This window comes from Alphaproteobacteria bacterium (assembly GCA_017308135.1).
In the GTDB taxonomy this organism is placed as follows: domain Bacteria; phylum Pseudomonadota; class Alphaproteobacteria; order CACIAM-22H2; family CACIAM-22H2; genus Tagaea.
In genome coordinates this window covers 750,791-764,433 of record JAFKFM010000006.1, presented here as the reverse complement: position 1 = coordinate 764,433, position 13,643 = coordinate 750,791, and the positions used below count along the sequence as shown (strand labels likewise).

The window sequence follows — 13,643 nt, the reverse complement described above, 5'->3', positions numbered from 1 at the left end:
CGCCTTCCGCGTTTCGCCACAACGGGGGCGAAGGCCTGTAGGATGGCGCCCCCATGTCCGATGTCGACCCCGATTTCGATACCGTTTTCGCCACCGAATTCGACCGGCTGTTGACCTGGCGGCGCGACGTGCGCCGTTTCCGCCCCGATCCCGTGCCGCCGGGCACGATCGCGGAATTGGTCGCGCGCGCGAAGCTCGCACCCTCGGTCGGCAACAGCCAGCCCTGGCGCTTCGTTCATGTGCGCGATCCCGCCCGCCATGCGGCCGTGCGGGCGGAGTTCGAACGCTGCAACAAAGCGGCGTTGGCCGGTTACGATGGCGACCGCGCCAAAGCCTATGCGGAGCTCAAACTCGCCGGCTTCGACATCGCCCCCGAACAACTCGCCGTGTTCTGCGACATGGCCGAACACAAAGGCCACGGCCTAGGCCGCGCGACGATGCCGGAAACCTTGCGCCATTCGGTCGTCTGCGCCGTGCATACGCTGTGGCTGGCCGCGCGCGCGCGCGGCATCGGGGTGGGCTGGGTATCGATCGTCGAGCCCGACGAGGTCGCGCGGATTTTGGATGTGCCCCTGGCGTGGTCGCTGGTCGCGTATCTGTGCGTGGGCTATCCCGAACGCAGCGACGACGTGCCGGAATTGGAGCGCGCGGGCTGGCAGGCGCGCGACAACGACGCCGCCTATTTGATCGAGCGCTGATAAGGGGCGAGCATCCAAAAGCCCATCGCGCAGGCCGCCAGCGCCACGATGCCGGAGACCAAGATCGTGTGACCGGGCCCGAACACGGCGAACAGCGTGGGCGAGATCAGCCCCGCGAGCATGATCCCGCCGAACGACACCACAAGCCGCACGCGATGCACCGACGACGCGGCCGCGCGCGGCGCCCCGGGCCCGCCCGACATCTGCACATGGAACGTGAGCGGAATGTCGAAGAACGGCGAGCCGAACGCGCAAAGCCCGATCGCCACGTAGAAATACTGCAGCAATTGATCGGGCGGGGCGAACAGCGGGGCCGCCGCCATCATGGTGAGGCCCGCACTCATCACGGTCGTACCCGCCAACATGCGCCGCAACGACAGCGATGCGGGCAAGGCGCCCACCGCGACGGTCGAACAGGAATTCGCCACGCCATAGACCGCGATCCCGAACCCGTAGGCCGCCACGCCCGAAATATCGAAGCCGAGCAGCGACCAAGCGGCACCCGAGGATTCGACGACCACCGGAAACGCATGCGCGATCACGATGACCCAAGCGCCGTCGGTGACGGTCTTCACCGCCAGCAGGCGTTTCAACACCGGCTCGTCGCGCAGGATTTTGAGGCCGAGCGTGAACCCGCCCGCGTCACGCGGTTCGCGTTCCGGGAATTGCGCCCCCACCGCCAGCAGCAGCCAGCCCGCGATCAGCAGGGTCAGCATATGGATCACGAAAATCTGGTGCACGGCCAGCACCAGCGCCAAGGCCGCGGCGATCATCGGGCCGGTGACGCGCGCGAGGCGCCGTGTGCCTTCCAGCAGCGCGTTGGTCGCGAACAACACGTCGCGATTTTTGACCAACAGCGGCAGATTCCCCTGCAAGGTCGGTTCGATCTGGGCGCGCAGCGAGCCCACGCCCACGGCCGTGAAGGCCAGCGCCAGAAAGGCGGGCGTGCCGAATTGCCAGACGAGGAAGGGCACGACCGTGCACGCCGCACCGAAGATGCAATAGATCGTCAGCGCGCGCTTTTGGTCGAGGAAGGCGGTCAAAGCACCGCCGAACATCGCGCCGACCAGCACGGCGCCCGATTGCAGCGCGCCGAGATAGCCGACGTCCCGGCCGACCGTTTCGACGGCGAGCCAGATCAGCGCCACGCGGAACAATTCGTCGCCTGTCGTGAACACCGCCATCGCGGTCCATAGGCGGGCGATGATCGGCTCCGACAGCGGGGCGAAGGCCCTCACTTCTTCGATTTCTTCGCGGCCGGCTTCTTCGCGCGGCCCGGTACGACGCCCGCGAAACCGCCATCGGCATAGAGCAACGCTTTGCCGCCCTGGCGCGTCGTCACCGCCACGACGCGGCCGATGAAGATCGTATGCGTGCCCGAGCGGATCGCGCGCGCGAGTTCGCAGTCGAAACTGGTCAACGCGCCGTCCAACACCGGCGCACCCGTCGCCAGCACGTTCCAGCGGCCTTTGGCGAAACGATCCTCGCCCTTATGGCCCGTGGCGCCCGCGAAGCGCAGCGCCAACGCCGCCTGCCCGCTTGCGAGCACGTTGACGCAAAAGCGCTTGGCCCGGGCGATGACCTTGTTGGGATAGGCTTGGCGGTTGACGCAGACCAGCAATTGCGGCGGTTCGGCCGACAGCGAGCAGACGGCCGTGGCCGTGAGCCCGGCGCGCGTTTGCCCGTCGAAAGTGGTGACGATGGTGACGCCGGCCCCAAGCCGGCGCATCCCGGCCTTGAAGTCGGCCGCGAGATGGTGATTCGACATGATCCCGCCACAATAACGGCTCCGGGGCCCGCTTGCGAAGGAACTTGGGACGGGTTACGAACCCGCATCTTGAAGCGCGCCCTTTTACCGTTCCTGGTCCTGTTGCTCGGCACCGCCCCGTCCCACGCCCAACCGGCGCTGGAAACGGAGCTGGCGCGCGATTTCCTGACCCTGGAACTGGCCGGCTGGCGCCTGCCCGACCCCGATCCTGCCTGCCTGCAAAACGCGCCCCTGACCCGGCTCGAGGCCGGCAGCTATGGCGCGTCGGAAATGGCGGTCGATCCGATCGCGGTCGAGGGGCCGGGCCCGTTCTATCGCGGTTTGACGATCGAACCCCACCCGACCGACCGGCGCCGCCGGATCGCCCGGTTCGAGTGGACGGTGCGCGACCAGGGCCGGGCAAAGGTGCTGCCCGACCGTTTCGAATTCGCCGTGAACCCGGCCGGCGGCAGCGACGATGCCGGCCGCGGCCTTGCCACCATGATGCGCGAACCCGACTGGATCGTCGTCCGCCGGGAATGCCTGAACGGTTGAGCGCGTTGGAGTAACCAGCATGTCCGAATCTTCCAGCAACCCCGCCACCGATTGGCGCCGCCGCGTTTTGCAGCGCTATGTCTCCACCCATGGCGCCGTTTCCGACGCCGCCGCCAATCTCGACCGGCGCCGGCCGTTCCTCGACAAGCTGATCGCCGAGCATTTCCCGGCGAACCGGACGATCACCGGGATCGACCTTGGCTGCGGCCACGGGGCGGTCGTGTGGGCGGCGCGCCGCGCGGGCTACGCCAATTTCATCGGCGTGGATGCGAGCCCCGAGCAGGTCGCGATGTCCAAGACTTTGGGCATCGAAGGCGTGCGCGAAGGCGATCTGATGGCCGAATTGGCGGCGACGCCGGACGCGACCTACGACGTCGTCGTGCTGTTCGACCTGTATCATTACTTCGATCCGGCCACGCAGATGAAGCTGGCCGACGAAGTGCGCCGCGTGCTGAAGCCGGGCGGGCGCTGGATCCTGCATTTGCCCAACGGCGAGGCGCTGTTCGCCGGCCGCGTGCGCTATTGGGATTTCATGGCGACGGGCTCGTTCACCCGCAAATCCATCGAACAGCTGCTGCTGGTCTGCGATTTCCGCGATGTGCGCTGCTACGAGGACAAGCCGGTCGCCCATGGCCTGAAAAGTTCCGTCCGGGCCGTTCTCTGGGCCGCGCTGCGAGCGGTTTTGCGCCTAGCCTTGGCCGCCGAAACCGGCGAAACCGGCCGTGACGCGATTTTCAGCCAGACCTTCCTGGCGGTCGCCACGAAGTAGGGCTATCTTCCCGTCCCGCAAAGGGAATATCGCTTTCCCACCGGCCGTTACATGGGCCGGAAGATCCATTTGAATTCGGGCCCCATGCGCATCCTGTTTCTCGGCTTCGACATCGAAGGCTATGGCGGCATCGCGACCTATAGCCGTTATCAGATCGAAGCGCTCAAACGCCTGGGCCACGACGCCGATATCGTATCGATCGACAAACAGACGGACGGCAAATTGCTCGCGCCCGGCTTGGCGCATCGCAAGCTGCCCTTCGAGAATCGCCTGAAAGCGGTCGCGACCTTGGTGCGCGAAGCGATCGCCGCGCGCGGGCGTTACGATTTGGTGATGCTCAACCATGTCTATCTCGCGGGGCTGGGCTGGCTCGTCAAAAAGCTGTCGGGCACGCCCTTCACCGTAAACGTCTACAACATCGACATCCTGACCAAGCTGCCGCGCTTGCGCGAAGCCGCATTCCAGGCCTGCGATCTCGTCATCGCCGATTGCAATTACACGATCGACTGGATGCCCAAATATCGCGACAAGGTGCCGCCCAGCGGCTTGCTCTACGATCCCGTCGACGTGCATTACTTCAAGCCGATGGAAAAGTCGGCCGCGCGCGCCGAACTCGCCAAGCATTACGGCTGGACCGACCTCGCCAATAAATTCGTGATGACCACCGTTGCCGCGATGCTGCTGCCGCCCAACAAGGGCCAGCGCCAGACGATGGATGCGATGGCGAAGCTCGGCGACAAGCGCCTCATCTATATCATCGTCGGTTCCGGTGCCGATCGCGCCGATCTCGAAGCCTATGCCGCCGAGAAGGGCTTGGGCGACCAAGTGCGCTTCACCGGCCGCGCCCCCCAGGAACATCTGCCGATCCTTTACGCGGCCTCCGACCTCGCCACGCTGATCGCGCGCGGCGGCCCCGGCTGGGGCGAGGCCGTGCCGCTCGGTTTGATCGAAGCCGCGTCCTGCGGCACGGCGTTCCTGTGCGGCAACGAAGACGGTTCGCCCGAAGCGATTCTGGCCGACGATCCCTGCGGCTTCGCGCTGCCGCCCTTGGATATTGACGCGATCGCCGCCGCCATCGCCAAGCTCGCCGCCGATCCCGCCTTGTGCGCGCGCATGGGCCAAGCCGGCATTCGCACGGTCGAGAAGGTGTTCGCGTTCGAGCGTTACGTCGAACAGCAAGGCCGCTTGCTGGAACGCTTCACGCAGCGGAAAGCCGCCGCATGACCAGCGACCGTCTGCGCAAGCGCATCTATCAGCACTATACCTCCGCGACCAACGCGCCCTTGGCGCCCGACACGGTCGATGGCTTGGCGCCGCGTGCGGCGCATTTGAACCGCCTGATCGCGGAGCATTTCCCCGCCGATCGCGCGGCGAAGATTTTGGAACTGGGCTGCGGCCACGGCGCCTTGCTGCATTTCGCGCGCAAAGCGGGCTACGCGAATATGCAGGGCGTGGACGGTTCGCCCGCCCAGGTCGCCGCCGCGCGCAAGCTCGGCATCGACGGCATTCGCGAAGGCGATCTGCAATCGGCCTTGCGCGAAACGCAGAACGACAGCCTCGACGCCGTGATCCTGTTCGACGTGCTCGAACATCTCACGCGCGACGAAATCCTCGACACGGTCGACGCGATCCATCGCGTGTTGAAGCCCGGCGGGCGATTGATCCTCCACGTGCCCAACGGGGCTTCGCCCTTCGGCACGCTGATGATCTATTCCGACCTGACGCACGAGATCGCCTTCACGCCGGAAAGCCTCGCGCAGTTGTTCCTGGCGTCGGGCTGGCGTTCGGTCGACAGCTACGAAGACCCGCCGGCCGCGCACGGCCTGAAAAGCAAGATCCGCGGTGTGCTCTGGTGCGCGATCCGCGCCGCGTTGCGCTTCTATCTGGCGGTCGAAACCGGTTCGCGCGAGCACAAGGTGCTGACGCAAAACCTCTACGCCGTCGCGATCAAGTGACATGTGCGGCATCGCCGGCATTTTCGCCTACGCGCCCGACGCCCCCCGCGTAAGACGGGGCGAATTGGTTGCGATCCGCGACGCGATGGCGGTGCGCGGGCCCGACGGGACCGGCGAATGGTTTTCCGATGACGGGCGCGTGGGCTTCGGCCATCGCCGCTTGTCGATCATCGATCTGCGCTCGATCGCCGACCAGCCGATGCGGCTTGCCGGGACCGGCCTCCATATCGTTTTCAACGGCGAGATCTACAATTACCGCGCCTTGCGCGACGAGTTGATCGCGGAAGGCGCGCAGTTTGCGACCGAGTCAGATACCGAGGTGATCCTTCACCTCTATGCGCGGCGCGGGCCCGAGAAGACCGTCGCCGCGTTGCGCGGCATGTTCGCCTTCGCGATCTTCGATCCCGAAAAAGGCGGCATGTTTTTCGTGCGTGATCCGTTCGGGATCAAGCCGCTCTACCTGGCCGATGACGGGCGCACGATCCGCTTCGCCAGCCAAGTGAAGGCGCTGCTCGCGGCCGACGCGCCCGACACGACGCCGAACCCGGCGGGCCATGCCGGGTTCTTCGTCTGGGGCCATGTGCCCGATCCGCATACGCTGTATCGCGGCATCGTGGCGCTGCCCGCCGGTACGTCGCTGTGGGTCGATGCGCGCGGCCAAGGAAAGCAGAAGCCGTACTTCGATCTGGTCGAAGCGTTGCGGGGCGCGGGCGAAGCCAGCGATCTTCGCAGCGCCGTCGTCGATACGCTCGCGCATCACATGATCGCCGACGTGAAGGTCGGCGTGTTCCTGTCGGCCGGAATCGATTCGACCGTGCTGGCGGGTATCGCCGCCGAAACCATCGCGGGCCGGCTCGACACCGTGACGCTCGGCTTCGATGCCTATCGCGGCACGGAGAACGACGAGACCGTGTTGGCCGAGCAGTTCGCCAAGGCGCGCGGCACGAACCACCGCACGATCTGGATCGGCCGCGACGCGTTCGCGGCCGAACGCGACAATCTGTTCGCCGCGATGGACCAGCCGAGCGTGGACGGCATCAACACCTATTTCGTCGCCCGCGCCGCCAAGCAGGCGGGCTTGAAAGTCGCGCTGTCGGGCTTGGGCGGCGACGAGGTGTTCGCGGGCTATCCCGGCTTCGGCCAGATACCCTCCTTGGTCGCGCGCACCGCCCCGTTTGCGATGTTTGGCGGCGCCTTCCGCGCCCTCACCCAAGGTTGGATCGGCAAACTCACCTCGCCCAAATATGCCGGGCTGCTGGAATATGGTGCCAGCTACGCAGGGGCGTATCTTTTGCGCCGCGCCTTGTTCATGCCCTGGGAAATCGAAGGAATTCTGGGCGCCAAGCTCGCCCGCGAAGGGCTGGAGGCACTCGATCTGCCCCGGTCGCTCGACAAGGGCCTCGACCGGCTACACGCGGGACGGTTGAAAGTCTCGGCGCTCGAGATCGCCAATTATATGCGCGATCGCCTGTTACGCGATTCCGATTGGGCGGGCATGGCGCAGTCGATAGAAATTCGCGTGCCCTTCGTCGATCCCGTTTTCTTGGCCAAGATTGCGCCCGCCTTGAACCGTGCGGATGCGCCGGGCAAGCGCGACCTCGGCGCCACGCCCCAACCGCCCTTGCCGCCCGAAATCCTCGACCGGCCGAAAACCGGCTTCGTCGTGCCGGTGCGCGAATGGCTGATGGGCGATAGCGCGCCGGAGGCCGCACAACGCGGGCTTCGCGGCTGGGCGCATCAAGTCCATCGGGCGTTCGTCTGACCATGGGCAAGAAAATCCGGCTCGCCTACCTGGTCACGCATCCGATCCCGTACCAGGCGCCCTTGCTGCGGATGATGGCGGCCCAACCCGATATCGAATTCGAAGCCTTCTTCGGCACGGATTTCACGACGCGGCCGTTCGTGGCGGGTGATTTCAAACAGTTGATCGATTGGGACGTGCCGCTGCTCGAAGGTTACCGCTCGACCACGCTCGCCCGCCTCGACAAGCAGCCGCCGGCGGGCGTGCTGGAGCCGCTCACGCTGTGGCGCCCGCTGTCGCGCGGGTTCGCGCGCGAACTCGATCGCGGGCAATTCGACGCGCTGTGGATTCACGGCTACGCCCATGTCAGCCATTGGGCGGCGATTGCGTCGGCCAAGAAGCGCGGCGTCAAGGTGATGATCCGCGACGAGGCGACGCCGATCTCGGCCCAGCGCTCGGGCCTCAAGCGCCTCGCCAAGCGCGCCTTCTTCGAGGCGTTCAAACTGGGCATCGACGCCTATCTCGCCATCGGCGAACTCAACAAGCGTTACTATGTCGAGCACGGCGTCGATCCCAAGGACATATTCAGCGTGCCCTATGCGGTCGACAACGACCGCTTCAAGGCGCAAGCGCAGGAAGCCGCGAAGAACCGCGCCGCGTTCAAACGCGAGCTTGGCATCGAAGAAGGCCGGCCGGTCGTGCTGTTCGTCGCCAAGCTGATCGAGCGCAAGCGCCCGCGCCTGTTGCTCGACGCCTTCGCGAAGATCCGTGCCAATCCGGCCCTGCGCGATCCCGTTCTCGCCTTCGCGGGCGACGGGCCGCAGCGCGCCGAGTTGGAAACTCTCGCACGCGAACTTCCCGAAGGATCGGTCAAGTTCCTGGGCTTCAAGCGCCAGAACGAATTGCCCGCCTGCTACGATCTTTGCGACGCGTTCGTGTTGCCCTCGGGCCAGGAAGCCTGGGGCCTGGTCGTCAACGAAGTGATGTGTGCGGGCAAAGCCGTGATCTGCTCCGACATGATCGGCGCCGCGCCGGATTTGTGCCGGCCGGGCGAGAACGGGGCGATCTTCCGTAGCGACGACGTCGACGATCTCGCGCGCGCGTTGACCGACGTTTTGAGCGACGCGGACAGGCTCGCCGCTTACGGCAAACGCTCGCTGGAAATCGTCGAGCGCTGGAGCTATCGCGAGGACGTCGCCGGTATCCGCGCGGCCCTCGCGCACGTGCTGCCGGGGCGGATCGCGCCATGAAGGATATGTCCTGGTCCTTCGTGACGACTGCGATCATCCAGGTCGTCAATATTCTGACCGGGCTGCTGGCCGCGCGCTTGCTCGGGCCCGAAGGACGCGGCGAACTGGCCGAAATCCTGCTGTGGCCGGGCCTGCTGATCGAGTTCGGCATTCTGGCGCTTTCGGACGCGCTGCTCTATCGCGCGGCGACGCGCTCGGCCGCGCCGAAAACGCTGTTCGCGACGATCATGTTCCTGGGCGCCGTGTTGTCGGCGGTGCTGATCGTCGTCGGCTATTTCGTCATTCCCTTCGCGCTGGTCGGCGAGTCCGCGCGGCTGGAAGGGACGATCGACCTCTATATCGTCGCCTATATCCCGATCTATCTGTTCGCGCTGTTCGTCGCGACGATGTTCCAAGGCCATCTCGACATCAAAGGCTGGAACGTCGTGCGCTTGCTCGTCGGCACGGGCTATCTCGGCTTCATCCTGCTGCTATGGGCGACCGGCAATATCGGCGTGAACGGCTTCGCTTTCGCCTTCGTCGCGGGCACGGCGCTGTCGGGAATCGTCGGCCTCTTCTGGCTGTGGCGTAAAGGTTGGGTTTCGTGGAAGCCCGATTTCGCCGCCGCCAAAGGCCTGCTCGGCTACGGTATGCGCGTGCATGTGGGCGAGATCGTCAATTCCGCGCGCCAGCGCGTGGATCAGGCGGCGGTCGCGATTTTCCTGTCGGCGCACGATCTGGGGCTTTACGCCGTGGCGCTGACCGTCGCCAACGGGCCGATGATTCTGGTCAACACGATCGCGGGTATCGCGTTTCCGAAGATCAGCGCCGCCCCCGACAAGGAAGAAAAGCTGCGCATCTTCGGCGTTTATTTGCGCCTGGCCATGGTCATGTCGACGGCGAGTGCCGTGTCGCTCGCCATCCTCGCCGAATTCCTCGTCCCGCTGATTTTCGGCCAGAACTTCTATCGCAGCGCCACGATCAGCCAGATCATGCTGATCGGCCTGCCCTTCTTCGCGGCCAAGCTGATGTTCATCCAGGCGCTGAACGCGTTCGACCGCTCGCTGTCGATCGGCCGCGCGGAATTGATCGGCCTGATCGGTGCCGCCGGCGCCTTGGCTTTGTTATTGCCGAGCTTAGGCCTGGAGGGTGCCGCTTGGGCGATGGTCGTCGCCAACGTGGTCGCGATGGTCGTCATGGCGATGACGTTGGGCACGACGATCGAGGCGAAGCTGCTGCCGCTGTTCCGCCCGACGCAGGACGATTTCGCGGCCATGCGCCGATTGCTGCGCAAATGAAACGCGGCGACGCCACGGGCCTGATCGGCCATCCGGGGTCCAACCACCTCGCCTATCAACTCGTCGCGGCGTTGCAGGCGCAAGGCTACGACGCGCGTTTCGAGACCGGGATTTTCTGGACCGGCAAAGGCCTGCTGCCGAAGTTGTCGGGCCTGCTGCCGGGGCCGATCCGCGCCAAGATCGAACGCGAACTCAAACGCCGCTCGCATCCCGGCGTCGATCCGGCCCGCGTCGATTTCCTGCCCGTGCCGGAGATCGTCTATCTCGCCTCGACGCGCCTGAAGCTTTCGGCGGCGCGTCAGCTCGAGGCGATCGCTTGGCGCAACGAGGTGTTCGACGCGCAATTCGCCGAACGGGTGCGCCGGGAACGCCCGCGTTTCGTGATCGGCCATGACTCCTCGGCGTTAAAGGCCCAGCGCGCGGCGCAAAGCGTGGGATCGCTCGCGATCCTCAATCAAGTCATCGGACATATCGAGGCGGGGCTGGAGGTTTTCGCGCAGGAAGCGAAAGCCGCCCCCGAATTCGCCGAAACGCTGCCACTGCCGCCCCAACGCGTGATCGAGATTTGCCGCCGCGAAGCGATCGAGGCCGATCGCGTGATCGTGCCGTCCGATTACGTGCGCGACACGCTCACCGCGCGCGGCGTGGCGGCTGCGCGCGTGTTCGTGCTGCCCTATGGCGTCGATACCAACCGCTTCCGCCCCGCCCCGCGCGTGGCGGACAGTAAATTCCGCGTGCTGTTCGTCGGCGGGTTGTCGCAGCGCAAGGGCATCAAATATCTGCTGGAAGCGGCCAAGCGCGCGGATATTCCCGGCCTCGAACTCGTCTGCGTGGGCAAGCTCGCCGGCGATCCGTCCGCCTTCGCGCCCTATGCGGGCGTGTTCCGGCATGTGCCGCATGTGCCGTTCCACGAAGTCCACACGTTGTTCCAAACGGCCGACGTGTTCGCGTACCCGTCGCTGCATGAAGGCTCGGCCTTCGCGAGCTACGAGGCGCTGGCGTCCGGGTTGCCGGTCGTGTGCACGCCCAATACGGGTTCGGTCGTGCGCGACGGCATGGAAGGATTCCTGGTCCCCGTGCGCGACGTCGACGCGATCGTCGAGCGGTTGCGCATCCTGCATCGCGATCCGGATCTACGCGCGCGGATGGCCGTGGCCGCACGCGCGCGCGCCGAAGAATTCACCTGGAAACATTACGGGGCGCGCTTGACCGCGTGGCTCGACGCGCAACTCGGGATCAGCGCGTAAGCCCGGCGTTCTGGTAATACGCCAAGGCGCCTTGATGCAGCGGCAGGCCGAAGCCGTCGGCCGCCGATTCCGGGCGGATCAACCGGCCCAGACGTTCGTTGTTATCGATCGCGCGACGGTTATTGGGGTGCCACAAGGCGCGAACCAGACCTTGCGCGGTCGCGTCGGCCAGCGATTCGTTGACCACCCACAAAATACCGACCGACACCGCTTTGGTTTCGGGCGTGTCGGGATAGGCGTCGGCGGGGATCGTCGTTTCGGTCAGGAACGGCAATTCCTGGCGCAACCGCGCGACGAGACCGCCCAGCGGCAGCAGCGTGATGTCCTGATCGGCGGCGAGTTCGCGCACCAGCGACGAGGGCACGACCGCCGTTTCGAAAAACGCGTCGAGCTTGCCCGCCTTCATCGCCTCGATCGCTTCGGCGGTCTTGAGATATTGCGCGCGCAGATCGCGTTCCGGCACCCCGGCGGCGGCGAGCAGCGAGCGCGCGTTATTGGCCGTGCCCGATTCGCGCTCGCCCAGCGACACCTGCTTGCCACGCAAGCCCCGCAGATCGCCGATCTTGGCCGAGCTACGCACGATCAGATGCAGCGTCTCCGGATAAAGATAGGCGAGGACGCGCAAACCGGCGGCGGCGGGCTTGTTCCGCCAGGGGCCTTTGCCGGTGAAGGCGGCATAGGCGAGATCGGATTGGCAGAGCACCGAGTCGATCTTGCCCGTGGTCAGCAATTCGAGATTGGCGAGCGAGCCCGCCGTGGTCTGGTTGACCGCGATCATGCCGGGCACGCCGCAGGACCCGCCGCGCGCGCAATCGCGCGCCCCCGGCGGCGAGGACACGACTTGGCCGATCAGCGTACCGGCTTGAAAAAGGCTGGATTCCGTGGGGCCCGAGGCGATGCGGAAAAATTTGGCGTCCTGGGCGGAAGCGGGATTTGGGCAGAATCCGCCCCCGAGAGCCGCCAAACCGGCCCCCCCCGTTCCCGCCAAAAACCGGCGCCGACTTAAAGACATCCCCCGCCCGAACCGACAAGGAGTACGCCCGGCCCTCCGGGAACTCCCGCTTGTTCTATTTAGCGGAGCATCGCCGCCGCGTCATCCCACCATTTGCTGGGGCAGCCATGTGACGAGTTCAGGGAACCACACCAGCAGCGCCACCATCACGCACATCATCAGGAAGAAGGGAAAGGCGACCTTGCCGATATAGGTGATCTGGTGCCCGGTCATGCCCTGAAGCACGAACAGATTGAACCCGACGGGCGGCGTGATCTGGGCCATTTCCACGACGATGACGATGAAAATGCCGAACCAGAGCAGGTCGAAACCGGCGCGTTCGATCGTCGGCATGACCACGGCCATGGTCAGCACGACCATCGAGATACCGTCGAGAAAACACCCCAGGACCGCGTAGAAAATCGTCAACACGACGATCAGCATGCCCGAGGAGAGATTGAGCGAATCGATCCACTCGGCCAGATGGCGCGGCAGGCCGGTGAACCCCATCGCGAGGGTGAGGAACGCCGCCCCCGACAGGATCAGCGCGATCATGCAGGAAAGGCGCGTCGCGCCCATCAGGCTTTCCTTGAACACTTTCCAGTTCATGTCGCCTTGGACCGTCGAAACGATCAGCGCGCCGGCCACGCCCACGGCCGCCGCCTCGGTCGCCGTCGCGAAGCCCGCATAGATCGAGCCCAACACGATCACGATCAGCGCCACCGACGGGATCAAATGCCGTGCGGCGTAGATTTTCTGCAGGAACGACAGCGACATATCGGCGCCGGGCACGTTCTTGCCCTCGATCAGCGCCCAGATCATCACGGTCAGCATGAACAGCCCGGCCAGGGTCAGGCCGGGGATCACGCCCGCGATGAACAATTGCGCGATCGAAGTGTTCGTCTGCACGCCGTAGACGATCATGATCAGCGACGGCGGGATCAGAAGGCCGAGCGTGCCCGACCCTGCGAGACTGCCCACGATCATGCCTTCGGGATAGCCGCGCTTGCGCAGTTCCGGGATCGACATTTTGCCGATCGTGGCGCAAGTCGCGGCGGAGGAGCCGGAGATCGCCGCGAAGATCGTGCAGCCGATGACGTTGGTGTGGATCAGGCGCCCGGGCAGACGCTGCATCCACGGTGCCAAACCCTTGAACATGTCTTCCGACAGCCGCGTGCGGAACAGGATTTCGCCCATCCAGATGAACATCGGCAGGGCGGTCAGCGTCCAGGACGAGGCCGAGCCCCAGATCGTCGTCACCATCGCCGCGCCCACCGGGCGGCTGGTGAACATTTCCATCGCCGCCCAGCCGACGGCCAGCAACGCGACGCCGATCCACACGCCCGAACCGAGGATGACGAACAGCAGGACGATCAACAGCCCCGCGATCCAAAGATTTTCCATGGCGCGCTT

At 65.6% G+C, this 13,643-nt stretch carries 13 protein-coding genes; 9 read left to right on the top strand and 4 right to left on the bottom strand.

The annotated features are described in order from the left end of the window. Positions 1–53 precede the first annotated feature (53 nt). On the top strand, positions 54–698 hold the full coding sequence (gene bluB, locus J0H39_04105; GenBank protein ID MBN9495917.1) for a 5,6-dimethylbenzimidazole synthase: 645 nt from the start codon (positions 54–56) through the stop codon (positions 696–698). Here the strand turns inward: bluB and J0H39_04100 are convergent. Then, positions 680–1,936: a hypothetical protein gene (locus tag J0H39_04100; protein MBN9495916.1), complete on the bottom strand. Its 1,257-nt coding sequence runs from the start codon at positions 1,934–1,936 to the stop codon at positions 680–682. The genes bluB and J0H39_04100 overlap by 19 nt on opposite strands. After that, a complete protein-coding gene (locus J0H39_04095; GenBank protein ID MBN9495915.1) occupies positions 1,933–2,466 on the bottom strand; it encodes a flavin reductase family protein in 534 nt (177 codons plus the stop codon). The genes J0H39_04100 and J0H39_04095 overlap by 4 nt, the downstream gene beginning before the upstream one ends. Positions 2,467–2,535: 69 nt before the next feature. On the opposite strand from J0H39_04095, the gene J0H39_04090 reads away from it, so the two are divergent. The 8 genes from J0H39_04090 (at position 2,536) to J0H39_04055 (ending at position 11,239) form a co-directional block, all read left to right on the top strand. Beyond that, on the top strand, positions 2,536–3,000 hold the full coding sequence (locus J0H39_04090) for a hypothetical protein (GenBank protein MBN9495914.1): 465 nt from the start codon (positions 2,536–2,538) through the stop codon (positions 2,998–3,000). Between the two features lie 19 nt (positions 3,001–3,019). Continuing rightward, on the top strand, positions 3,020–3,769 hold the full coding sequence (locus tag J0H39_04085) for a class I SAM-dependent methyltransferase (protein MBN9495913.1): 750 nt from the start codon (positions 3,020–3,022) through the stop codon (positions 3,767–3,769). Positions 3,770–3,838: 69 nt separating this feature from the next. Next, the gene (locus J0H39_04080) at positions 3,839–4,993 is read left to right on the top strand and encodes a glycosyltransferase family 4 protein (protein MBN9495912.1); all 1,155 of its coding nucleotides are present in this window, start codon (positions 3,839–3,841) and stop codon (positions 4,991–4,993) included. Next, positions 4,990–5,724: a class I SAM-dependent methyltransferase gene (locus tag J0H39_04075; protein MBN9495911.1), complete on the top strand. Its 735-nt coding sequence runs from the start codon at positions 4,990–4,992 to the stop codon at positions 5,722–5,724. The genes J0H39_04080 and J0H39_04075 overlap by 4 nt, the downstream gene beginning before the upstream one ends. A 1-nt stretch (position 5,725) precedes the next feature. Further along, entirely contained in the window at positions 5,726–7,486 is a 1,761-nt protein-coding gene (gene asnB, locus J0H39_04070) for an asparagine synthase (glutamine-hydrolyzing) (protein ID MBN9495910.1), read from the top strand. A gap of 2 nt (positions 7,487–7,488) precedes the next feature. Beyond that, positions 7,489–8,715 carry a glycosyltransferase family 4 protein gene (locus tag J0H39_04065; GenBank protein MBN9495909.1) on the top strand — a complete coding sequence of 409 codons (1,227 nt, stop codon included), beginning with the start codon at positions 7,489–7,491 and terminating at the stop codon, positions 8,713–8,715. After that, positions 8,712–9,992, top strand: coding sequence for an oligosaccharide flippase family protein (locus tag J0H39_04060; GenBank protein MBN9495908.1), 1,281 nt, complete (start codon positions 8,712–8,714; stop codon positions 9,990–9,992). Before J0H39_04065 ends, J0H39_04060 begins: the two co-directional genes overlap by 4 nt. Further along, a complete protein-coding gene (locus tag J0H39_04055; protein MBN9495907.1) occupies positions 9,989–11,239 on the top strand; it encodes a glycosyltransferase family 4 protein in 1,251 nt (416 codons plus the stop codon). Before J0H39_04060 ends, J0H39_04055 begins: the two co-directional genes overlap by 4 nt. Here the strand turns inward: J0H39_04055 and J0H39_04050 are convergent. Both J0H39_04050 and J0H39_04045 read right to left on the bottom strand, forming a co-directional pair. Next, complete coding sequence (locus J0H39_04050; protein MBN9495906.1) at positions 11,229–12,203, bottom strand: TAXI family TRAP transporter solute-binding subunit; 975 nt, start codon at positions 12,201–12,203, stop codon at positions 11,229–11,231. The genes J0H39_04055 and J0H39_04050 overlap by 11 nt on opposite strands. A 129-nt stretch (positions 12,204–12,332) precedes the next feature. Then, the gene (locus J0H39_04045; protein ID MBN9495905.1) at positions 12,333–13,634 is read right to left on the bottom strand and encodes a TRAP transporter large permease subunit; all 1,302 of its coding nucleotides are present in this window, start codon (positions 13,632–13,634) and stop codon (positions 12,333–12,335) included. Between the last annotated feature and the right edge of the window lie 9 nt (positions 13,635–13,643).

Bases quoted from the DNA above. Each gene is read 5' to 3' on its own strand.
- J0H39_04085 (MBN9495913.1), top strand. From the start codon at position 3,020: ATGTCCGAATCTTCCAGCAACCCCGCCACCGATTGGCGCCGCCGCGTT.
- J0H39_04045 (MBN9495905.1), bottom strand. From the start codon at position 13,634: ATGGAAAATCTTTGGATCGCGGGGCTGTTGATCGTCCTGCTGTTCGTC.
- bluB (MBN9495917.1), top strand. From the start codon at position 54: ATGTCCGATGTCGACCCCGATTTCGATACCGTTTTCGCCACCGAATTC.
- J0H39_04075 (MBN9495911.1), top strand. From the start codon at position 4,990: ATGACCAGCGACCGTCTGCGCAAGCGCATCTATCAGCACTATACCTCC.
- J0H39_04060 (MBN9495908.1), top strand. From the start codon at position 8,712: ATGAAGGATATGTCCTGGTCCTTCGTGACGACTGCGATCATCCAGGTC.
- J0H39_04065 (MBN9495909.1), top strand. From the start codon at position 7,489: ATGGGCAAGAAAATCCGGCTCGCCTACCTGGTCACGCATCCGATCCCG.
- asnB (MBN9495910.1), top strand. From the start codon at position 5,726: ATGTGCGGCATCGCCGGCATTTTCGCCTACGCGCCCGACGCCCCCCGC.
- J0H39_04055 (MBN9495907.1), top strand. From the start codon at position 9,989: ATGAAACGCGGCGACGCCACGGGCCTGATCGGCCATCCGGGGTCCAAC.
- J0H39_04095 (MBN9495915.1), bottom strand. From the start codon at position 2,466: ATGTCGAATCACCATCTCGCGGCCGACTTCAAGGCCGGGATGCGCCGG.